The sequence below is a fragment of the Bacteroides zhangwenhongii genome (genome assembly GCF_009193325.2).
In the GTDB taxonomy this organism is placed as follows: domain Bacteria; phylum Bacteroidota; class Bacteroidia; order Bacteroidales; family Bacteroidaceae; genus Bacteroides; species Bacteroides zhangwenhongii.
On the sequence record NZ_CP059856.1, the window covers coordinates 1129482 to 1151576 of the forward strand.

The following is a 22095-nucleotide window of genomic DNA, read 5'->3' on the forward strand; positions in this document are numbered from 1 at the left end:
AGGATAACATGATTCGTTTTAATAAAGCAAGGTTAGTTGGGGTTAGATTAGTTGTTTTATCATTTGTGCTGGCAGCCTTTACCGGGCTGTCGGCGCAGAATGATACTACGTTTGTTGCGAATGGAAACCCCATTATAAAATATAAGTATGTAGGTGATCCCGCTGCTATGGTACATGATGGGAAAGTGTATATTTATGGCGGACACGATGAGTGTCCTCCTCCCAATGAGCATTATTTAATCAATGAGTGGTGTGTCTTTTCTTCTCCCGACTTGAAGACATGGACGGAGCATCCCGTTCCTTTGAAAGCGAAAGATTTCAGTTGGGCAAAGGGGGAAGCATGGGCAAGTCAGGTCATTGAACGGGACGGTAAGTTTTACTGGTATGTGACGGTGGAACATAAGACGATTCCCGGAAAGTCAATCGGTGTGGCTGTGTCGGATTCGCCTGTCGGACCTTTCAAGGATGCTCGCGGTTCAGCTTTGATAACCAATGATATGACGACAGAATATACCAAGATTGCTTGGGATGATATTGATCCTACTGTTTTCATTGATGATGACGGACAGGCATATCTATGTTGGGGGAATACGCAGTGTTATTATGCGCGATTGAAAAAGAACATGATCGAGCTTGACGGTCCGATTATGCCTATTAATCTGCCCCGTTATACGGAAGCTCCCTGGATACATAAGCGCGGGGATTGGTATTACCTCTCATACGCTTCCGAATTTCCAGAAAAGATGTGTTATGCGATGAGCCGCAATATCAACGGACCTTGGGAATATAAAGGCCTCCTGAATGAACTTGCCGGTAACTGTAATACCAACCACCAGGCTATCATCGAATTCAAAGGAGATTGGTACATGGTTTACCACAACGGCGCTATCAATCCTTTCGGTGGCAGTTTCCGCCGTTCTGTCTGTATCGATCGCTTGTTTTACAATGAAGACGGTACAATCAAAAGGATGCAGATGACAACGGAAGGGGTACGGTAAAAAATATAATACTTATTGCCATATAGTTATAAGTTAGGGTGTTTTATAACAATTTCTCGGGATGTGTTAATTCTTCTACCAATTCATATACTGTAGTGCAAGGCTTATGCGATGCATAGTCTGTTCCGGAAAAGGATTCTCTTAGACGTTGGGCATATTTTATAGCTAATGATTCGTTACCTATACGCTGCAATATGTCAAATGTTTCTGGGGATTTCTTTTTATATCGATAACTTGTGTCATTCGTCTTATTTTGGACTTCTCTTTCTATTTTTTCAATATATTGAGCCCGAGATATGCCGGTATCCAAATATTGAAAGTGTAGATAATACCATAGTTCGAAAGATTCATTAGACCATGCACAAAGAATATGATTTTTGTGTGCAAGTCTTATTGCATCATTGAAATCGTTGAAATCATCTTTGTCAAAAACAGCCCATACTCGGTCAAACTCTTTATTTGATTTGTTGCGGATAGCCATAGTCTCTTTGATCAGACTAACTGTTCCCTGTCCCTTTCCTTCGATTGTTACTTCACGAATATCTGAATAACGGTCTTTTATCAAGGCCTTGAAATAGTTCGGCTCGGTTCTTTCACCTTCGCATACGATCAGGAAACTGACAGATACATTACGTACTGCTATTTTTCTTCTTTTATCTAACTTCGCCTGTCTCTGTGCTTTTTTAATTTCCTCAAACCGATGTTTCGGCAGTAATTTACTCATAGTATGTCAATCTTTAATATAGGGGATTGCTCCGTAACGTCCGTTAATATAATCTTTTTCAAAGCTCCGGTCTTTCCTTATTTTATTTCCTTCCGGCTCTCTGAATTCTGCTAATGAATAGAGATCGGTAGCTTCTGAATGATCTTTTTCAGTAAACCAAATCTGATCTCTACGGAATGTTTTTACATTCAATAAATTAGTGTCGTGAGTCGCAAAAATCAGTTGAGCTCCCTTAGGATTCGTCTTCGGGTTATTGAAAAGTTTAATTATATGTTGGGTTAGCAACGGATGAAGCTTGGAATCAAGTTCATCCACAATTAACGGATAACCAAAATCCAATTGACCGATAACTAAAGCCGCTAAGTCAAATAATTTATTAGTTCCTGATGACTCATGTTCTTTCATCGAAAAACGGGTTTCTCCGATAATTTCTCCTTCATCATTGTATAAATGATGTATCGTGTATGCTTTGATCTCCTCAGCTAGTTTCTCATCTTTAGGAATTTCAAACTTGGTAAATCCTACATTCATTGAATTTAGAAAACCTTGTACTTTTTGTTGAAATTCGAGACTAAATGTTGCTTGGGTACATAATTTATTTGTAAAGGTAGACAAAGACTCATGATTAATGCCTGATATTATTGCAATACTATTGATTGCGGAAATAATGTTACCGGCTATTTCACCGTTGAATGAATCGACAGTTGATAAAAACAATCCGTTATCACGCACCTTTTCTTCCAATCCTACTCCTTCACTGTATTCATCTCCTATTCCTATTCCTTCTTCTATCCGGCCGAATAGGCATATTTCTTTTTTGTTTTTCCCTTTCTTTACATATAACCATTCTTCATATACTTTTTGGTTATCTGCGGTGAAACCATACGTGTATATTTGTTTGTTTATAAGCAGTTCAATTTCAAAATATGAAGGTTCCTGCACAGTATGTGGATTTAATAGAAAGGGGGTGATATTTAATTTGTCAGTAGAGTTCAACTTGGAAGATGTACTGATCATTTCTCTGAATTTTCTAATCGCTTTCAATAAATTACTTTTTCCACTGGAGTTGGCTCCATAAATAACGGCCGATGGAAGCAATTTATAACCGTCTCTTTCTATAATCGATTCATTCAATTCTTTAATAGCGGTAGCTTCCATGCTCAAAACTTTTTTGTCTCTGAACGAACGATAGTTACCTACTGTAAAATTGATTATCATATTGCTTTATATTAAATTATCTATTCTATAGAACATGGCAAAGATACGAATAGTTTTATATATTCTTCCAAAAATGAGAAATTTTCTCGTTTTTGGAATGATGTGGCAGTCATAAATGATTTTGGTATATAAAAGGGCGACTCTCCATTACGGAAAGCCGCCCTACTTAATTATCTGATACAACCGGATGGTCTTTTATTCCAATCTACGAGAACCGTCACCGATTACTACATCATACACTTTCGGGCTTCTGCCGAATTTAGCTTTGAACGCAGCTTTGGTCTTTTCAACGAAGTTGTCATACAATTCGTTCTTGACAAGGTTGATTGTACAACCACCGAAACCGCCACCCATAACACGTGAACCGGTTACGCCATATTCTTTAGCGCAGTCGTTCAGGAAGTCGAGTTCTTCGCAGCTTACTTCGTACAGCTTGCTCATGCCGTGATGAGTTTCGTACATCTTCTTACCTACAGTTTCGTAATCATCTTTTTCCAAAGCATCGCAAACGTCCAATACACGTTGGATTTCCTCGATTACGTATTCTGCACGCATATAGTCTTCGGCACTGATTTCAGCTTTAGCCTCTTCCAACATCTCCATCGTACAGTCACGCAGGAATTCTACGTGCGGATGTTTCTTCTGGATAGCGGCAACGGCAGCTTCACAACTTTGGCGGCGCTTGTTGTAAGCGGAAGAAGCCAATTCGTGCTTGACAACTGAATCCATCAACACCAGACGGTAACCTTCCGGATGGAACGGGAAATACTGATATTCCAATGAACGGCAATCCAGACGGATCAAGCTGCCGGCTTTACCGAATACGGAAGCGAATTGGTCCATGATACCGCAGTTCACACCACAATAATTATGCTCTGTAGCCTGACCTACCTTAGCCAATTCAAATTTATCTATCTTGTTGTCACCGAACAATTCGTTCAATGCGAAAGCGTATGTACTTTCCAAAGCGGCAGAAGAAGACATACCTGCACCTAGAGGCACATCACCTGCGAAAGCCGTATTGAATCCTTTCACGTCAACGCCACGTTTGATCATTTCACGGCAAACACCGAAAATATATCTTGCCCAACTTGCACGGGGAGCATCTTCCTCGTTCAAGCCGAATTCTACATAATCTTTCAAGTCGATAGAGTACGCTCTTACTTTGTCAGTACCGTTCGGTTTGATTTCTGCAATCATACCTTTGTCTACTGCACCCGGAAAAACGAATCCGCCATTGTAGTCGGTATGCTCACCGATCAGGTTGATACGGCCCGGAGAAGCATATAAAAAACCTGTAGTTCCGTCAAAGTGTTTGATAAAGCGACTTCTTACATATTCTGTATCCATGATATTGATATTTTAAAGATGAATAAATTAGTATATTATTATTCCACAGGAATATCTTTGTTTACATTCTTGCAACCTACCAGACCGTAGAACAGCAGATAAGCAAGAGCAGCGATAATAACCCAGTAGCTAGGCATGAAACCTGCGATATCGGCTACTATACCCTGAATGACAGGAAGGATACCGCCACCGCAAACCAATACCATGAATAAGCCGGAAGCGGCAGCAAGATATTTGCCCAGTCCTTCTACTGCAAGGTTAAAGATACCACCCCACATAATGGAAGTACACAGTCCGACTAAAACTAGATACATGGCGTTAATAGGCACTTCGGCAAATCCGAAAGACAAACCGCCCGTTTCGCTTTGTTGAAGTACGGGAAGATTCACTAATGTCTCAGTAGATGAGAAGATAGCAAGGATTACCAAGATCAAGCCTAAGCCGGAAGTAAATGTAAGCATAGCTTTACTGGAGACTTTGGCACCTAGTGAAGCACCGGCCAGACGTCCGACCAACATTAAGAACCAATAAGTTCCTACTACGAATCCTGAGATTGTAGACGCTATACCTGCTCCACCTTTCTCTACAGAATCTGTCAAGAACAAATTCAAAGTACCCGGCACACCCACTTCAATACCTACATATACAAAGATTGCAATAGCTCCTAAGATGAAATGGCGGAATTTCAAAGCACCTTTCATCAATTTTCCAATAGGTTCTGTTGAAGTAGCGGCATTGGGTTCCGGTATATGTACGAACAGAAGAACAAAGAATGCAAAAGCAAATACAGCCATTGCGGTATACATCACAGGGAATATCTGAGAGATAGTCGCTTTTTCGATAGAACCGGCGATAAGGATACCTACAAACATCGGAGTAATGGTAGCCATTACAGAGTTGAAAGATCCACCGACCTGAATAAGCTGATTTCCTTTGTTGCCTTCACCTCCAAGTTTGTTCAACATCGGGTTTACAACCGTGTTAAGCAGACACATGGAGAAACCTGCAACGAATGCGCCGATCAGATAAACGGCAAAAGCCATTTCCGGGCTTGAATGACCGGATAAGAATTGAATGCCTACGCCTATGAAACCGATAGCCACTGCGATAAGTGCTGTTTTCTTATATCCCACACGTTGCAGCAGTATACCGCTTGGAATACCCATTACTGCATAAGCAATGAAGTTTCCGAAGTTTCCCAGCATACCTAATGCGTTTGATACGTCGAACTGGTTTTTTAGCACGATACCCATGGGGGCAGCAAGGTTAGTAACAAATGAAATCATACCGAAAAGGAAAATCATCGTAATGATTGCAATGATTTTACCGTTCTTTTTTTCTTGTGTCATGGTTCAAAAAAAATGTTAGTTTATAAATTAGGTTAGTTATTTTTTAATTATTATTCTTCTACGGAAAATTTGTAAATAGTGATTTGTTGATACTCATCGCCCGGTAGCAAGGTAGCCGATGGAAAATGAGGCTTGTTCGGAGTATCCGGGAAACATTGAGCTTCAAAGCAGATAGCGCTTCTTGCAGGGAAGGTAGCACCGTGTGCACCTTCGAATCCGTTGAGCCAGTTTCCGGTATAAAGCTGTACACCGGCTTCCGTTGTATATACTTCCATGAGACGTCCGCTTTTCGGATCCTTGCAGGTCGCGGCCAACTCAAGCGAACCGCTCTCTGTCTTGTTCAATACGTAGCAATGGTCATATCCTGCGCCGAATACCAATTGCTGGAACTTATCATCGATACGTTCGCCTACGGTGTGCGGAGTACGGAAATCCATCGGTGTACCTTCTACTTTGGCTATTTCTCCGGTAGGGATGGAAACTTCGTCAATAGGTGTATAGAAATCAGCGTTGATAGTAACGATATGGTCGTTGACAGTAGGAGTGGGAGCGGCTATGCCGGCAAGATTGAAGAAACCGTGATTGGTCAGATTGGCTACTGTAGCTTTGTCCGTTGTAGCGCGATATTCAATATTCAGAGCATTCACCTCGTCATCCAGGCGGTAAGTCATTTCTACTTCCAGATTACCGGGGAACCCCTCTTCGCCGTCGGCGGAAACATAATTGAATTGCACTGTACCTTCATCAATCTGAACAGCGTCCCATACGCGGGCGTGGAAACCGGTAGGTCCTCCATGCAGGGAGTTCGGCCCGTTGTTGATGGTGAGTTCATGTTCTTCGCCGAACAAGGTGAATTTTCCTTTGGCAATGCGGTTGCCGTAACGTCCGATAGTCGTACTCAGGAAAGGTTCGGGACTGTTGATTACATGGTCGATACTGTCGTGTCCGAGAATCACATTGGCATACTTACCGTTTTTATCCGGTACCATAATAGAAAGAATGGCGCATCCGTAATTTGTTACAGCTACTTCCATTCCCTTCTTGTTTTTGAGGATAAATAAATCAGTTTCTTTATTGTTTATCTCCTTTTGGAAATCTTTCCGGCTGAGCCCTGATAGATTCCCTTCTGTTGGGAATGTGTTATTCATGTCTGGTATTATTAAAATTTCCTGCAAATAAAAGGAAATTCTTTCTTACTCACAAATATTCCTATTAAATATAGTCTAAAATTTGAACTATTTTTCGTATGTTTGTTCCCGGATTGAAACAATCCGAGCGAATTTAATCTAAGTTTATAACAAGAAAAACAAAAATGTATCCATTAAAATTCGAACCCATTCTGAAGCAGACGCTTTGGGGGGGCGACAAAATTATTCCGTTCAAGCATCTGAACGCTGACTTGAAGGGAGTAGGAGAAAGCTGGGAGATTTCCGGCGTTGAAGACAATGAGTCCGTTGTGGCGAATGGCCCGGACAAAGGTTTAACCTTGGCTGATATGGTAAGAAGGTATCGCGAGGAATTGGTGGGAGAAGCGAACTATGCTCGTTTCGGAAACAAATTTCCGTTGCTCATCAAGTTTATCGACGCTAAACAGGATTTGTCCATCCAGGTACACCCGACAGACGAACTGGCGAAGAAACGCCATAATTCAATGGGTAAGACAGAAATGTGGTATGTGGTAGATGCCGACAAAGGAGCAAAGTTGCGTTCGGGATTTTCCGAACAGATTACTCCGAAAGAATATAAAGAACGTGTGTTGAACAATACGATCACTGACGTATTGCAGGAATACGAGATTCATCCGGGTGATGTGTTCTTTCTTCCTGCCGGGCGTGTGCACAGTATCGGGGCAGGTTCATTCATCGCCGAGATTCAGCAGACTTCCGACATCACTTACCGTATCTATGACTTCAACCGTAAAGATGCGAATGGTAAAACCCGTGAGCTTCACACTGATTTAGCCCGTGAAGCCATCAACTATGAGGTATTGGATGATTATCGCACGAAGTATGAACCTTTGAAGGATGAACCGGTGGAATTGGTGGCTTGTCCTTACTTCACTACTTCTTTGTATGACATGACTGAAGAAATCAGTTGCGATTATTCGGAACTCGACTCATTCGTGATCTTTATCTGTATGGAGGGATCATGCGTAATGAAAGATAATGAAGGCAATGAACTGACAGTCAATGCGGGAGAATCAATCTTGCTACCTGCTACGACGCAGGATGTCACTATTACTCCCGTAGGAGGTAATGTGAAACTGTTGGAAACGTACGTATAATGTATGATTAAACTAAAGAATGAGCCGGAGTACTGAATTCCGGCTCATTTTATATTGGGCGTAACTCTACGGTCAGTCCCATAGCTGCTGCGATGCGGTACAAGGTAGAAACGGTGGGAACTGTAAGCCCTCTTTCTACACGGGATATATATCCCTTATCAGCTCCTATTCGTCTAGCAAGCTCCGCTTGCGTTAATCTTGCGTTTTTACGAGCATCTAATAGGATTTGGGCATTATATTCTTCCCATGCTTTCTCCCGGTTCTTTTCACGTTCGGGAGTTCCTTCTTTGCCAAGACCCTCATCCAACCAAGTATCTACGTCGTAGATGTCTTTACTGATTTCTTTTAGCGTCATAATATTCCTCCTTTAGTTTTATTGCTTTTTTAATTTCACAATCAGGCGTTTTCTGTGTTTTTTTCCTGAATGCGTTGAACAGAATTACAATTGTATCCCCGTCATAGGCGAAAAAGATGCGGAACTCATTATTCCCGTAATTTACACGAAATTCATAAATCCCATCACGTATGAATTTAATAAAGTGTCTGGGTATCTTATTCTCTACTTTGAATAAATCCAGCGCGCGACGAATTTTTCCACATTCTTCTTTCGATAGTGTCGAAATGAAGTCGGAAAAATAGTGCTTGTATGCGATTATCTTTTTCATACTACAAAAGTAGTGAAAGTTATATAGAAATACAACCAACGGCTAACTTTTTCTTTATCATATTATTTTTTAATTTCATATTTAACTATATTTATTAGGTGATTTATGATGAATACATGGAAAAGATTTGTTCTTTTGCTGCTCGCCAAATGGTGTAATACATAAATTAATTAGTAATGTAAATGAAAAACAAAAAAGGATTTAGCCGATGTGCGAATGATTACATCGGTCGTTTGCGTGAGGAAGGACGTTATTCTACGGCTCATGTTTATCAGAGTGCCATTTTTTCGTTCAGTAAGTTTTGTGGTACGTGCAATGTGTCGTTCAGACAAATTACTCGTGAGTGTTTGCGGCTTTACGAGGAGCACCTTTGTGAGCGTGGCTTAAAGCCCAATACCGTTTCTACGTATATGCGTATGATTCGTAGTATCTATAATCGTGGCGTGAAAGCCGGCAATACACCCTATGTGTTTGCTCTGTTTCATGAAGCTTATACAGGGATCGATGTCCGGCAAAAGAAGGCGTTACCTCTCTTCGAGTTATATAGACTTCTGTATGAAGATCCCCAATCGGAACGTTTGCGCCGTACACAGGACATTGCTTCCCTGATGTTTCAGCTCTGTGGAATGCCGTTCGTCGATCTGGCTCATTTGGAAAAGTCGGCTCTTGAAAATAATGTACTGCGTTACAAACGTGTCAAGACCAAAACTATTATGTGTGTGGAAGTACTTGATAGTGCGATGGAGAAGATGAACCGACTCTGGAATACGCGTGAGCCCCAGCCGAATTGTCCCGACTACCTGTTTGATATTCTTCGCGGGGATAAGAGCCGGAAAGATGAAAGGGCTTATCGGGAATACCAGTCCGCCCTCCGGAAATTTAATAATGATTTGAAAGAACTGGCAAGAGTCCTACATTTAAAATCACCTGTCACTTCATACGCATTACGCCATTCTTGGGCTACTATTGCCAAATATAGGGGCGTATCTATCGAAATGATCAGTGAGGCGTTAGGGCATAAATCTATAAAAACGACACAAACTTATTTGAAAGGCTTCGGACTTAAGGAACAGACAGAGGTAAATAAAGGAAATTTATCTTACATCAAAAATAGCCATTCAGGCAAGTAAAAAGTTGCAAAGTGTTATAAATCAATAGTGAATAGTGGTAGTTACTTCTTAGGTAACGGAATTAAAATTTGTCGCAAAGATAGTCAAAAACATAGATAGTAAACAAGTAATCCTTTAGTTTTTTTCGTTTTATTCGATTTTTTGAATAAAAAATGCTTGAACATGAAATAACAGTATTTTCATGTTCCATGTTTCCTTTTGCCTAATTTCAAGATTTTTTCTTACTAATTATTAGGCTCTTACCTTTTTATACCCATTCGTATGTGTAAATTCTCCCTATACCGTCAAAGTGCGTTTTATCCGTTACCTAAGAAGTAACGGATGTATATGGGGTAAAAAAACATGATTTTAACAAACCGAAAATCAGAAAATGCTGGGCCTAGTAATGGGACAGGGGAAGGCGTAGCACACTCTAAACGCTGGTATGTCGCCTTGGTTCGTATGCACCATGAGAAGAAGGTTGCCGAGTATTTAGGTAAAATGGGGATTGAGAATTTTGTTCCTGTCCAGCAGGAGATTCATCAGTGGAGTGACCGTCGTAAGATGGTTGAAGCAGTTCTTCTTCCAATGATGGTATTTGTCCATGCCGATCCGAAGGAACGTAAAGAAGTTCTAACTCTTTCTACAGTTAGTCGCTATATGGTGATGCGAGGTGAGAGCACACCGGCAGTGATTCCCGATGAGCAGATGGCTCGTTTCCGTTTCATGCTCGATTATTCCGAAGAAGCTATTTGTATGAGTAGTTCCCCTTTGGCACGTGGTGAAAAAGTACGTGTCATCAAGGGCCCTTTGACCGGACTGGTTGGTGAACTGGTCAATGTCGATGGCAAAAGCAAGATTGCCGTCCGGCTGAATATGCTGGGATGCGCTTGTGTCAATATGCCTATTGGTTATGTCGAGGCTATCTGCGAGAAAAACTAATCCCGTCATCATTTATCCACCATTCACATGAATACGAAATTATCCGGTGCTTTTGCACTGATATTCTTTTTTTTCTTTTTTTCGGCTTGCCAGTCCTATAAGAAAGTACCTTACTTGCAGGATGCGGAGATTTTGAAACAGGCGAATACGCAAGTTGCGCCTGTTCAGGACGCAAGGCTGATACCGGGTGATGAAGTTTCCATTCTTGTTTCCACTTCCGATCCGGTTGTTTCGCAGCCTTTCAATGCGCAAGGCAGTACGTTTCTATTGGACGATCAGGGAAATATCAATTATCCGGTTTTAGGTAAACTTCCGTTGAACGGTTTAACAAGTCGTGAAGCTGAAAACCTGATCACGGAGAGACTGAAAGCATACGTTAAAGAAAGACCTACGGTAGTAGTCCGTATGTCCGGCTTCAAAGTTTCAGTTTTGGGAGAAGTGGCCTCACCCGGTGTTTATCCGGTAGTGAACGAGCAGATCAACGTACTCGAAGCCCTTGCCATGGCAGGAGACCTGACCATTTATGGTGTTCGTGATAATGTAAAATTGATCCGCGAAGACCAGAATGGGCATAAACAGTTTGTTACACTCAATTTGAACGACGCGGATCTGTTATTATCTCCTTACTATCAGTTGCAACAGAATGACATCCTGTATGTCACTCCCAATAAAGTCAAAGCGCAGAGCGCAGACATCGGAACAAGTACAACGATGTGGATTTCGGGATTTTCTATCCTGATATCTATTGCCAGTTTGCTGGTCAATATACTTAGATAATACTTTTTTATTCACCACAGAGGACGCAGAGGAAAGAAATAATCTGTGGTGAAAAAACTCTGCGTCCTCTGCGTCCTCTGTGGTGAATCCCCTTAAGCAGCCGGATCAGGCGCTTCACCGCCACCATCCGGTTTCGGATCAGGGGTATCACCCGAGTCAGAACCTCCTCCGGCAGTTGTCGGTTTCTGATATTCGGTCTGCTGTTTCAACTGGCTGTCGAGTTTCAGGTTGGTGGTTGACAAATTACCGGTAGCACGGGCTTTCAGACGCATACCAGTGATGTTTTTCTCCAATGAAAAATCTTCCAGCGTATCAGCCGCCTTGCTGCGGATGCCCACACCAAAGATGGCAAGGTCGTCGATTTTCACACATTTGCCGTCGAGCAGCAATTCCTTGATGCAGTCTACCATGTCGGAAAGTACACCTTTGATGACACCACCGGAATACGGTGAATTGTGTTTAGACATGTGTTCGGCAAGCTTGGTCAAATCAAACGTCTCGTCACTTACCGCACGGGCGAACCATTTGCCTGCATTCAGGCCTTTTTGCTGTTGGTTTTGATAAATTTTGTAACGAATCATAAAACAATAAATTAAAGGGTTAAACATTGTGTCCGGGAGATTCTTTTCCCTTTCGACGATACAAAGATACAACCCTGAAACCCGCAGAAATCAATAGTCTACAGTTGCACGTGATTGTTGTCAATTATGCGCAGTAACGGTCGGTTATTCAATGGAAAAACGTAGGATATGTGAATATGTTTTGTTATTTTTGTAACTGTAAATCAGAAACTTATTCATTATGAACGAATTCAAAATACGCGCCTACGGCCGCATGGAACTGGCTCAACTTTATTCTCCGGAACTAACTGACATTGCTGCATATCGAAAGATGAAGAAATGGATCTCTTTATGTCCCGGACTTCTGCAACGCCTGTACGACTTAGGTTACGAATCAAAGCGCCGCTCATTCACCCCGTTGGAGGTGAGAGTGATTGTAGACGCCTTGGGAGAACCTTAGAAGAGCGGAAAAGTAAAGCACCGCTTTAGCAATCGTAAAGCTATGCTTTACCACCTCTAAAGCGCCGCTTTAGGATTCATGAAACGTCCTGTTGTTATATAAATGCAAAAAATGCACTTTTTCCGAGGGCTCCCTAACACACGCACACATGCGTGCGCGTATAAACGCCTTTATCGTCTGTATTGATAAGCAATCCTTTTTTTATCAGACGGTTCAACCAGCTAAGAGCAGTGTTAGGTTTGATTTTCATCTTTTCAGCCTGCTCCAACAACTGTGCGCGGGTGAACTGGTTGCCCATTATTTCAAAAAGTGCATCCCGGTCGGCATTGGCTCTATGTTTGACCTCTGTGGAAGGAAGAAAAGATAAGATATGTGTGGCATGACGATAGAGCGGAGTTACAAGTTCCAGCACCGCATGGAAATCTTCAGCGGTGATTGTCACATCCCAACGGGTGATAATACCGTCTTTGATATTATCGACGGCAATCTCCTTGTCAGGGGTCAGCAGAGGGGCGGAAGAATCCTTGAACTGATAAGGCTGGTCGCATTCCAGTGCACGAATCATAGCTATTTCTGCCATGATACGGCACGTATTGACAGCCAGTCGGGCTATGGAACTACTCATTTCGTTATCGTTGGCAAGTCCCGAGCGGAAAAACAGATCGGCAAAGAGGGCATTGAACTCTTGCTTTTGCTCATCAGTGAGCCGGAGCGTATGAAGCCCGTGTGCTTTCATCAGGTCCAGTTGCTTTTTCCATTCCAGACCTATGCCTGTGAAGATGGCTTCCAGATCGGTTTCACCACTTTCAAACTGGTTGATCCATGTCCATATACCGTGCATATAATAAAACAGCTGGCGCGAGAAGAGGCCGTTCTCTGTCGAGGGAATGAGTGGTTTTACCTGTGCGGGCGTGCCGGAAAGCAGGACGGAAAGATAGCTTTTCTTTACTTCCCGGTATTCCTGGTCGGTGCGTCGGTTGTACGACAAACGGTCGTGGTCAAACGCTTTGCGGAGCGTATCGCTCCAGTGTCCGTATTCAGAGCCGATAGCAGCGGAGATGGTATCCGCTTCGGTTTCGCAGATAAGCCCTGTGCCGTTGGCATCCATGATATTTTGCAGAATACCCGTTCCGGTGTTATTGCCCGAGATGAGGAACATTTTATTCTTGGGCATTTGAGGAGCTTCCACTTTGCAGCGCTCTTTTCCCATGGTATCATAGGCAGCTTTCTCTTTTTTGTAGGCCTTGACCTCTTCCGCTACTTTTTGGCGGATCTCGTCATGAATAGGCTCTACAAGCAGCCGGATAAGCGAAAGAATTCCTTTACCCGAGGCGGAAGGGGCTACAATAAAACTTTGCAGGCAAGGAGACTGAAGTTTGCCGGCGTATGGACATCTCACATATCGCTCCATGCTGGCACCTATGGCGGTCAATGCTCCGAGCAGCATGACATCGCGTTGTGTGGGGCTGGTGGCATAACTCATGATGAGCAACAGGATTTTCGGCCAGTCCGCTTCGGTGAAAGAGGGCAATGGCTGGTTCGGGTCACTCCCGTCCTGCAGCTCTTCGGATTCGTCCGGTTCTTCATTGTCCACCTTATTATATACGTGCGTGTGTGTGAGATTTTTGGACGGTGCATTTCCTGCATTTTTTGCATTTTTCCGGTGGTTCATCATTTCCTCTTTGCAGAGAGTTACACCCGCCCTTTCAGCAAGATGGAATGCAGTGCCCAGATGGACATCTCCATGCCGGGTGGTAAGTGCATTGGAGAATATCCGTTCGGCATGTTCCCGTTCGTACTTGGCAGACACCCGGCACAACCGATGGAAAAACTCGCGTCCCGCTTCTCCGCAATCCGTTGCGATGGCGAACGCCAGTTGTACATATTCAGCATACGTAGGGGCAATATCCGCTCCTGCAGTTTCAACCGCCTCACAGAGGCGGCATAACGATTCAATTTCGTCCATAATTTTAATTTATAATTTTTAATTATTGATTGTTTCTAAACAACGCTCCCGGATCATGACTAAGAAAGCAAGACCTTACAATGTCCTTACCGGAAAAGTCTACCCCTTTACGTTTTTCTCCGAGTGGGGGAGGTGTTTCCGTACCATAGAGCAGCACGGTGAACATCATTGCCAGTTTCATATTTTCGATGATACTGTCTGTGTCGTTAGCCATGGGTAAATGATCGTAGGGTACGAATGCTTTTACACCCCGTCCGCTGGGACTGATAAACGTGAGTACAGGATGCAGAAGGTGGTCATTAAACAATGTGCTGCGCATTTCCACTGCCTCCTGATAGGAATCGAGATGGTCGATATCTACCACCACCAGATGTGAAGAAGCTACGAAACTTTTGCTGTTGCGACGCGAGAACATACCACAGGGAGTCACATAAGGCAATAGTGATGCTTTTGCTGCTCGTATATCTGCGGAATTGCGTACTTGTTCGGTCAGAATTTTGAGATTCTCGTTGCAGGTTATCATTTGAAAAACTTGCTCTACGGAGACTTCACAGGAGGGAATAAGTGTTGCAGGAGTAACAATCCTTCCCTGTTCATTTTTGATGGGAGCAATGGGAGGCATGAAATAAGACATTCTAAAATCGTTTGTCATAACATTTGTATTTTTTGATTATCGCTTTGACTTTTCAAAACGCGGTGCGAAGGTAGAAATAGCTTTTAAATATATCGTTCAGACATATCTGAACGGATATGCATAAAATTAACGTATAACACAATGTATTTAACAATTAATAAAATTATAAACATGAAAAAATTTAGTCATCCCGTACTGGGTCATTTCATCGCAGAGGAGTTTGAACGTGCTCACTTGTCAATAGAGGCTATGCGTAAAGAAATCCACATGGGAAAACCCACTTATTACAAGATGATATCTGGGGAGATTTACGTCTAAGTGATTTTACCCGTCTTTTTTCCTATTACTATGACAATCTCACAAAAGAAGAGTTTCGAGCCAAAATGGTGGAATGGGGAGAACTTTATATTGAATATAGGGAGAAAAATGAGGATATGGATGAAAGTCTAAATCAAGAATAAAGTAATGCAGGAAGTCCAACGTTTTAATAAAGTCCTAAAATCTTTTGTCCTTTCAGGGGACATCATCTTACTGAACTTACTGTTGTGGGTGTTCGATTCTCTTTGGGGAAACCATTCCCTTTTTGAGTTTTCCATGCCTCTTTTCCAGAACATGGCTTTGATGACTTTATGTTATCTGGTTTGCAACATTCGTTCCGGAGTGATCCTTCATCGCCCGGTGGTTCGTCCGGAGCAAATCATGCTTCGGGTGGCACGGAACATGATTCCTTTTGTATTGATGGTGCTGGGTCTTTCATACATTTTCCATTTTGAATGTGTTAACTTGCGTCAGCTGGGGGCATTTTGCGTAGTTCTCATTATCGTTATTATTTCTTATCGCCTGACGTTTCGAACTATTCTGGAGCTTTATCGCAAAAGTGGGAAAAATGTCCGGAAGGTAGTGCTGGTGGGTAGCCATGAAAATATGCAGGAACTTTATCATTCCATGACGGATGATCCGACATCCGGGTATCGTGTACTGGGATATTTTGAAGATTCTCCATCAGACCGCTATCCTGTGAATATAACATATTTGGGACAGCCTTGCGAAGCCGTTGATTATTTAGCCCGTAATGCGGGAAAGGTAGACCAGCTTTATTGCAGTCTTCCTTCTGCCCGTAGTGCTGAAATTGTACCGGTTATCAACTATTGTGAGAACCATCTGATTCGTTTTTTCAGTGTTCCCAATGTTCGGAACTATCTGAAACGGAGAATGCATTTTGAAATGCTAGGTAATGTTCCGGTACTTTCTATCCGTCGTGAGCCACTAGAGTTATTGGAAAATCGCATTGTGAAACGTAGCTTTGATATTATTTGCTCGCTACTGTTCCTTTGTACCCTTTTCCCGATTATATATATCATTGTGGGACTGGCTATAAAGATAAGTTCTCCCGGACCTGTCTTTTTCAAACAGAAACGAAGTGGTGAGGATGGTCGTGAATTTTGGTGCTATAAGTTTCGTTCGATGCGGTTGAATGCACAAAGTGATACGCTTCAGGCTACGGAATGTGATCCTCGTAAAACCCGTATCGGTAGTTTGATTCGCAAGACGAATGTGGATGAGCTTCCTCAATTTATTAATGTACTGAAAGGGGATATGTCTTTAGTGGGTCCCCGTCCGCATATGTTGAAGCACACAGAAGAATATTCTCATTTGATAAACAAGTATATGGTTCGTCATTTTGTGAAACCGGGTATTACAGGTTGGGCACAAGTGACAGGCTTTCGTGGAGAAACGAAAGAGCTTTGGCAGATGGAAGGACGTGTGCAACGTGACATCTGGTATATCGAGCATTGGACGTTCATTCTAGACTTATATATCATGTATAAGACTGTATATAATGTACTCCGTGGGGATAAAGAGGCGTATTGAAATAATTAAAAGATTAAAAATTAAAAATTATAGGCGCTTATGAAAAAAATGGCTGGATTGATTCTTGGCTTGTTACTTGCTTTTTTGCTGGTATCTTGCCAGGCATACAAGAAAGTACCTTATTTACAAGATACAGCTTTTGTAAATGATACAGAACAGAGTGTTCGTCAGACAGGTGTGAAGGTAATGCCAAAGGATTTGTTGACGATTGCCGTGTCTTGTTCTACTCCGGAACTGGCTGCACCTTTCAATCTGGTAAATTCGGGTACTGCTAGTGGAACAGAGGGAAAGACGGTGGGACAAGGAACCGCGTCATCTGCTCTACAACAGTATTTGGTAGATAATCAGGGGAATATCAATTTTCCGGTGTTGGGCGAGATTCATGTAGGTGGATTGACTAAACTGGAAATAGAAAACCTGATTATAGATAAGTTGAAGGTTTATTTGAAAGAAGTGCCGCTTGTAACTGTGCGTATTGTTAATTATCGGATTTCGGTGTTGGGGGAGGTTACGAGGCCAGGCAGCTTTGTAGTCTCTAACGAGAAGATTAATTTACTGGAAGCTCTCGCAATGGCAGGTGATTTGACCATTTATGGTATGCGTGATAATGTGAAATTGATCCGGACAGGACAAGATAATAAGCAGGAGATTATTACTATGGACTTGAATAAGGCCGAAACGGTACTGTCTCCTTATTATCAACTACAACAGAATGATATAATTTATGTGACACCTAATAAAACTAAAGCTAAGAATTCGGATATTGGGGCTAGTACTGGTCTGTGGTTCTCAGGTGTTTCTATTTTGCTTTCAATAACCAATTTTTTATTAACTATACTAAGATAAATCTTAAAAATAAAAGAATAACGATGAAAGAAAACTTGTACGAGGATAATGTACGTGGTATAGAGGAAGATAATGTTGATTATAAAGAGCTTCTCTTTCGATACATAATCCATTGGCCATGGTTTGTGGCTTCTCTTCTGGTATGTTTGATCGGTGCTTGGGGATATTTGTATTTTCAGACTCCCGTCTATCAGATTTCCGCTTCTATCATGATTAAAGATGATAAGAAGGGAGGGGGCGGGTCTGCTGATTTGGAGAGCCTTGGATTAGGAGGGATGATGACTTCTACACAGAGTATTGATAATGAAATTGAAGTATTGCGTTCAAAAACGATACTTAAAGAAGTTGTCAATAATCTGGAACTTTATATAACTTATTATGATGAGGATGAATTTCCTAAAAAAGAACTGTATAAAGCCTCTCCGATAATTGTGAATTTGACAGCACAAGAGGCAGATAATTTGCCGGGTGTAGCTATGATTGATATGAAACTTACTCAAGAAGGTGGTTTGGATGTAAATTTGAAAGTGGGTTTGAATGAGTATAATAAACATTTTGATAAACTTCCAGCGGTGTTGCCTACAGATGTAGGTACGTTTGGGTTTGCATTGAAAGATTCTTTATCAAATGGAAAGATAGAAGGACAGAATATTACGCGAAATATCAGTGCCATAGTTAGTCAGCCATTTGGGGTAGCAAAGGGATATCAGGGGGCATTAACGATTGCACCCACCTCTAAAGCAACTTCTGTTGCCACAGTCTCATTGGTCAATACGAATATTCAGCGTGGACAAGATTTTATCAATAAGCTGATGGAGATGTATAATCGGAATACGAACAATGATAAAAATGAGGTTGCCCAAAAGACGAGGGAATTTATCAATGAGCGCATTCAGATTATTGATGAAGAGCTGGGAAATACAGAAGACAAACTGGAAGCTTTTAAAAGAAATGCAGGATTGACGGATATCAGTAGCGATGCCCAATTGGCCGTATCGGGAAATGCCGAATACGAAAAGAAACGCGTGGAAAACGGTACACAGATCAACTTAGTTCGTGATCTTAATAAATATATCAATAATCCGTCGAATGAGTATGAGGTGTTGCCTAGTAATATTGGTTTATCAGATAATGGGCTAACTACTCAAATAGATCGTTATAATGAGTTGATTATCGAACGTAAACGTTTGCTTCGTACTTCTACGGAGAGTAACCCGATGATTGTAAATCTGGATGCAAGTATTCGTGTTATGAAAGCAAATGTGAAAGCTGCTATTGACGGAACGTTGCAAGGTTTGCTTATAGTCAAAGCTGATTTGGATCGTGAAGCTAGTCGTTTTTCCCGTCGTATCAGTGACGCTCCGGGACAAGAAAGACAGTATGTAAGTATTGCCCGTCAGCAGGAAATCAAGGCAGGACTTTATCTGATGTTGTTGCAGAAACGTGAAGAGAATGCCATTACATTAGCTGCTACTGCCAATAATGCTAAGATCATTGATGAACCGGTGGCTGAAGGTGGTCCGGTATCTCCGAAACCTAAAACAATTTACATGATTGCTTTAGTGTTGGGGGTAGGTTTGCCTGTCGGCGTCATTTTTCTAATCGGTCTTACTAAATTCAAGATTGAAGGTCGTGGCGATGTGGAGAAATTGACTCGCCTGCCTATTGTGGGAGATGTGCCCTTGACTGCTGAAAAAACAGGTTCCATAGCCGTATTTGAGAATCAGAATAACCTGATGAGTGAGACTTTCCGTAATGTACGTACGAATTTGCAGTTTATGTTGGGGAATGGTCAGAAAGTAATACTAGTGACTTCAACGGTCAGTGGTGAAGGTAAATCATTTATATCAGCAAATCTTGCTATCAGTCTTTCTTTATTAGGAAAGAAGGTGATCATTGTCGGTCTTGATATTCGTAAACCTGGTTTGAATAAAGTTTTTAATCTTCCGCGGAAAGAGCAGGGTATAACTCAATATCTGTCGAATCCTGAAAATAATCTGATGGATTTTGTCCAGCTTTCGGATGTAAGTAAGAGCTTGTATATTCTTCCCGGTGGAACGGTTCCTCCCAATCCTACGGAACTGTTGGCCCGTGACGGCTTGGACAAAGCTATTGAAACATTGAAGAAAAACTTTGACTATGTGATTTTGGATACCGCTCCGGTCGGTATGGTAACAGATACTTTGCTTATAGGCCGTGTGGCTGACTTATCTGTTTATGTATGTCGTGCGGATTATACCCGTAAAGCGGAGTTTACGTTGATAAATGAATTGGCTGAAAACAATAAGCTGCCTAATCTTTGTACAGTAATTAATGGCTTGGATCTTCAGAAGAAGAAATACGGCTATTACTATGGCTATGGTAAATATGGCAAGTACTATGGTTATGGCAAGCGTTATGGCTATGGTTACGGCTATGGGGAGCATAAAACGAAGGAAGAATAAATAGCAATATTCAATCTTGCATTTAAGATCTTTTTTGAGGAACTATTTGTAGAAGAATAACTGGCAGTATCATTGTTTGAGAAAATGTGCTATCTTTGCAAGTAAATGTAAGTTAGATTATGATTGATGCTATAACAATAGAAGGCTATAAGTCCATCAAGGCTCAAGAGGTGAAGTTAAGTCCCATCAATATCTTGATAGGTGGAAATGGTATAGGTAAGACTAATTTTATTTCAGCCTTTGAGCTGATACGTGATATCTATGAGCAACAATTGCAAAATCATGTATTGAGAAAAGGAGGAGCTAACTGTCTGCTTTATAATGGCAAGAAGTATACTGACCGAATCACTGTGGACTTGTTGTTTACGCATGACCACAGTAAAAATAGATATATTGTCGTGTTGGAGGAATCACAGGATCGATTGTTTGTGAAAGAAGCGAAAACAGCCTTCCTTAGTGGAGCGGTTTGGCATATCCAGACCTGTGACACAAATAAGGAAGAGGCGTCTATCAAGCAAGACCGTTGTGGACAGGCGTGGTATGTAGGCCCTCTGTTGGAACAGTTTGAGATTTATCATTTCCATGATACGGGAGATAAGTCGCCTATGAAAGACTTTGCACCTTTACACGACAATGTACGTCTCAAACGTGACGGATCGAACATTGCTCCATATTTATATTTACTGAAACAGAAATATCTCAAGCATTACCTGCGAATAGAGAAAATGGTGGCATCGGTGTCTCCGTTTTTCGACTCATTCGTGCTTGAACCCAATCGATTGAATCCGAATACGATTCGTCTTGAATGGAAACAGAAAGATGTGCCGGATATGACATTCAATGCTTATCAGTTGTCCGATGGCTCTTTGCGCTTCATTTGTCTGGCTGCGTTACTGATGCAACCCGAACCGCCCCAAACCATTTTGATAGACGAACCGGAACTGGGGTTGCATCCCTTAGCCATTAACAAACTCTGCGCCATGTTGAAGAAAGTATCTTCAAGTTCTCAAATCATCGTATCGACGCAGTCCGTAAATTTGGTGGATAATTTCGCACCGGAAGATATTATCGTTGCTGATAGAAAAGGAAACGAAACAGTATTCTGCCGTCTGGACGGAAAGGATTTGGAGGAGTGGCTGAAGGATTATAGTATGGGCGAGTTGTGGGAGAAAAATCTTGTTGGCGGACAGCCTTTCTAAAGCGGATTGGCACTATGGAAAAAGGAAACAGACTGGTTTTTATCGTAGAGGGTGATTGTGAGGTTGCTTTCATTAATAAGATGATTATTCCCTATCTTTATAAGTATGTTGGGACTGCCCAATGGAGCATGAATGCCCAAAAGATTACCACTAATCGTAAGCTGAACAGAAAAGGTGGAAATGTGAACTATGCTTATTTGAAGAATGAGGTAGAGCGGGTGGCCGCCCAGCAAGGTAATGTATGGATAACCACTTTCTTGGATTTTTTTAGATTACCCAATGATTTTCCTAACTACGGTCTTGAGTGCAGGAATATAGATGCTATCGAGGAAGGAATAAAGTCGGATCTGGGGTATGAAAGACTGGTGCCTTACATACAGAAGTATGAGTTTGAAACTTTATTGTTTGTTTCTATGGATGGATTTAATCTGTTGCTTGATGATAGCGGACAATTGGATCAGATTCAGGAAATCATAGATTCTTATGCAAACGTCGAAGATATAAACGGAGGGGTGGAAACTGCGCCTTCGAAAAGACTGTCACGTATTTTTAATTACAACAAGGTAGCCGATAGTGGACTTGTACTTGATGAACTGGATGTTGAAACGATGCGGAAAAAGTGTCCTCGTTTCGATGAATGGATAGAAAAATTAATCGGGATTATTCAGTCAGTTGCAAATGCTAACTGACATCACGTG

At 41.8% G+C, this 22095-nt stretch carries 21 protein-coding genes; 11 read left to right on the forward strand and 10 right to left on the reverse strand.

Annotation, left to right across the window (positions count from 1 at the left end; genetic code table 11):
• The first annotated feature begins 8 nt into the window (after nucleotides 1-8).
• Nucleotides 9-998 carry a glycoside hydrolase family 43 protein gene (locus GD630_RS04425; protein WP_143864682.1) on the forward strand — a complete coding sequence of 330 codons (990 nt, stop codon included), beginning with the start codon at nucleotides 9-11 and terminating at the stop codon, nucleotides 996-998.
• 43 nt (nucleotides 999-1041) lie between these two features.
• Here the strand turns inward: GD630_RS04425 and GD630_RS04430 are convergent, their stop codons facing one another.
• The 5 genes from GD630_RS04430 to GD630_RS04450 all read right to left on the reverse strand — a co-directional run bounded on the left by GD630_RS04430 (nucleotide 1042) and on the right by GD630_RS04450 (nucleotide 6787).
• The gene (locus tag GD630_RS04430; RefSeq protein ID WP_143864681.1) at nucleotides 1042-1722 is read right to left on the reverse strand and encodes an RloB family protein; all 681 of its coding nucleotides are present in this window, start codon (nucleotides 1720-1722) and stop codon (nucleotides 1042-1044) included.
• Nucleotides 1723-1728: 6 nt separating this feature from the next.
• Nucleotides 1729-2880 carry an AAA family ATPase gene (locus GD630_RS04435; protein ID WP_238482963.1) on the reverse strand — a complete coding sequence of 384 codons (1152 nt, stop codon included), beginning with the start codon at nucleotides 2878-2880 and terminating at the stop codon, nucleotides 1729-1731.
• A 255-nt stretch (nucleotides 2881-3135) separates the two neighbouring features.
• Nucleotides 3136-4290 (reverse strand): galactokinase, encoded by a 1155-nt coding sequence (gene galK / locus GD630_RS04440; RefSeq protein ID WP_007753699.1) that lies wholly within the window; start codon nucleotides 4288-4290, stop codon nucleotides 3136-3138.
• Nucleotides 4291-4328: 38 nt separating this feature from the next.
• Nucleotides 4329-5639 (reverse strand): MFS transporter, encoded by a 1311-nt coding sequence (locus GD630_RS04445; RefSeq protein ID WP_007753700.1) that lies wholly within the window; start codon nucleotides 5637-5639, stop codon nucleotides 4329-4331.
• A 50-nt stretch (nucleotides 5640-5689) separates the two neighbouring features.
• A complete protein-coding gene (locus tag GD630_RS04450) occupies nucleotides 5690-6787 on the reverse strand; it encodes an aldose epimerase family protein (RefSeq protein WP_143864679.1) in 1098 nt (365 codons plus the stop codon).
• 164 nt (nucleotides 6788-6951) lie between these two features.
• Between GD630_RS04450 and GD630_RS04455 the strand changes: the two genes are divergently transcribed.
• Nucleotides 6952-7923 carry a type I phosphomannose isomerase catalytic subunit gene (locus GD630_RS04455; RefSeq protein ID WP_007759244.1) on the forward strand — a complete coding sequence of 324 codons (972 nt, stop codon included), beginning with the start codon at nucleotides 6952-6954 and terminating at the stop codon, nucleotides 7921-7923.
• A gap of 49 nt (nucleotides 7924-7972) precedes the next feature.
• On the opposite strand, the gene GD630_RS04460 is transcribed toward GD630_RS04455, so the two are convergent.
• Together GD630_RS04460 and GD630_RS04465 are read right to left on the reverse strand one after the other, a co-directional pair.
• Nucleotides 7973-8278 carry a helix-turn-helix domain-containing protein gene (locus tag GD630_RS04460; protein ID WP_143864678.1) on the reverse strand — a complete coding sequence of 102 codons (306 nt, stop codon included), beginning with the start codon at nucleotides 8276-8278 and terminating at the stop codon, nucleotides 7973-7975.
• Nucleotides 8256-8588 carry a type II toxin-antitoxin system RelE/ParE family toxin gene (locus GD630_RS04465; protein ID WP_143864677.1) on the reverse strand — a complete coding sequence of 111 codons (333 nt, stop codon included), beginning with the start codon at nucleotides 8586-8588 and terminating at the stop codon, nucleotides 8256-8258. The genes GD630_RS04460 and GD630_RS04465 overlap by 23 nt, the downstream gene beginning before the upstream one ends.
• A 182-nt stretch (nucleotides 8589-8770) precedes the next feature.
• Between GD630_RS04465 and GD630_RS04470 the strand changes: the two genes are divergently transcribed.
• The 3 genes from GD630_RS04470 to GD630_RS04480 all read left to right on the forward strand — a co-directional run bounded on the left by GD630_RS04470 (nucleotide 8771) and on the right by GD630_RS04480 (nucleotide 11416).
• A complete protein-coding gene (locus GD630_RS04470; protein WP_007759245.1) occupies nucleotides 8771-9718 on the forward strand; it encodes a tyrosine-type recombinase/integrase in 948 nt (315 codons plus the stop codon).
• Between the two features lie 342 nt (nucleotides 9719-10060).
• On the forward strand, nucleotides 10061-10639 hold the full coding sequence (locus GD630_RS04475) for a UpxY family transcription antiterminator (RefSeq protein ID WP_007759250.1): 579 nt from the start codon (nucleotides 10061-10063) through the stop codon (nucleotides 10637-10639).
• Nucleotides 10640-10666: 27 nt separating this feature from the next.
• Nucleotides 10667-11416 (forward strand): polysaccharide biosynthesis/export family protein, encoded by a 750-nt coding sequence (locus GD630_RS04480; protein ID WP_007759252.1) that lies wholly within the window; start codon nucleotides 10667-10669, stop codon nucleotides 11414-11416.
• 92 nt (nucleotides 11417-11508) lie between these two features.
• Here GD630_RS04480 and GD630_RS04485 read toward each other — a convergent pair whose 3' ends face one another.
• Entirely contained in the window at nucleotides 11509-11997 is a 489-nt protein-coding gene (locus tag GD630_RS04485) for an HU family DNA-binding protein (RefSeq protein WP_143864676.1), read from the reverse strand.
• 220 nt (nucleotides 11998-12217) lie between these two features.
• On the opposite strand from GD630_RS04485, the gene GD630_RS04490 reads away from it, so the two are divergent.
• Entirely contained in the window at nucleotides 12218-12436 is a 219-nt protein-coding gene (locus GD630_RS04490; protein ID WP_004297475.1) for a DUF4248 domain-containing protein, read from the forward strand.
• A gap of 133 nt (nucleotides 12437-12569) precedes the next feature.
• Here the strand turns inward: GD630_RS04490 and GD630_RS04495 are convergent, their stop codons facing one another.
• Together GD630_RS04495 and GD630_RS04500 are read right to left on the reverse strand one after the other, a co-directional pair.
• Nucleotides 12570-14402, reverse strand: a complete 1833-nt coding sequence (locus GD630_RS04495; RefSeq protein ID WP_143864675.1) for a DUF3987 domain-containing protein — start codon at nucleotides 14400-14402, stop codon at nucleotides 12570-12572.
• Nucleotides 14403-14424: 22 nt separating this feature from the next.
• Entirely contained in the window at nucleotides 14425-15054 is a 630-nt protein-coding gene (locus GD630_RS04500) for a BT4734/BF3469 family protein (protein ID WP_143864674.1), read from the reverse strand.
• 447 nt (nucleotides 15055-15501) lie between these two features.
• Here GD630_RS04500 and GD630_RS04505 point away from each other — a divergent pair, with 447 nt between their 5' ends.
• The 5 genes from GD630_RS04505 (at nucleotide 15502) to GD630_RS04525 (ending at nucleotide 22086) form a co-directional block, all read left to right on the forward strand.
• The gene (locus GD630_RS04505; protein ID WP_143864673.1) at nucleotides 15502-16908 is read left to right on the forward strand and encodes an undecaprenyl-phosphate glucose phosphotransferase; all 1407 of its coding nucleotides are present in this window, start codon (nucleotides 15502-15504) and stop codon (nucleotides 16906-16908) included.
• A gap of 39 nt (nucleotides 16909-16947) precedes the next feature.
• Nucleotides 16948-17754 carry a polysaccharide biosynthesis/export family protein gene (locus GD630_RS04510; RefSeq protein WP_143864672.1) on the forward strand — a complete coding sequence of 269 codons (807 nt, stop codon included), beginning with the start codon at nucleotides 16948-16950 and terminating at the stop codon, nucleotides 17752-17754.
• Nucleotides 17755-17777: 23 nt separating this feature from the next.
• Nucleotides 17778-20198, forward strand: a complete 2421-nt coding sequence (locus GD630_RS04515; RefSeq protein WP_143864671.1) for a GumC family protein — start codon at nucleotides 17778-17780, stop codon at nucleotides 20196-20198.
• Nucleotides 20199-20317: 119 nt separating this feature from the next.
• On the forward strand, nucleotides 20318-21397 hold the full coding sequence (locus tag GD630_RS04520; protein ID WP_007759269.1) for an AAA family ATPase: 1080 nt from the start codon (nucleotides 20318-20320) through the stop codon (nucleotides 21395-21397).
• A gap of 14 nt (nucleotides 21398-21411) precedes the next feature.
• A complete protein-coding gene (locus GD630_RS04525) occupies nucleotides 21412-22086 on the forward strand; it encodes a DUF4276 family protein (protein ID WP_143864670.1) in 675 nt (224 codons plus the stop codon).
• Nucleotides 22087-22095: the final 9 nt, after the last annotated feature.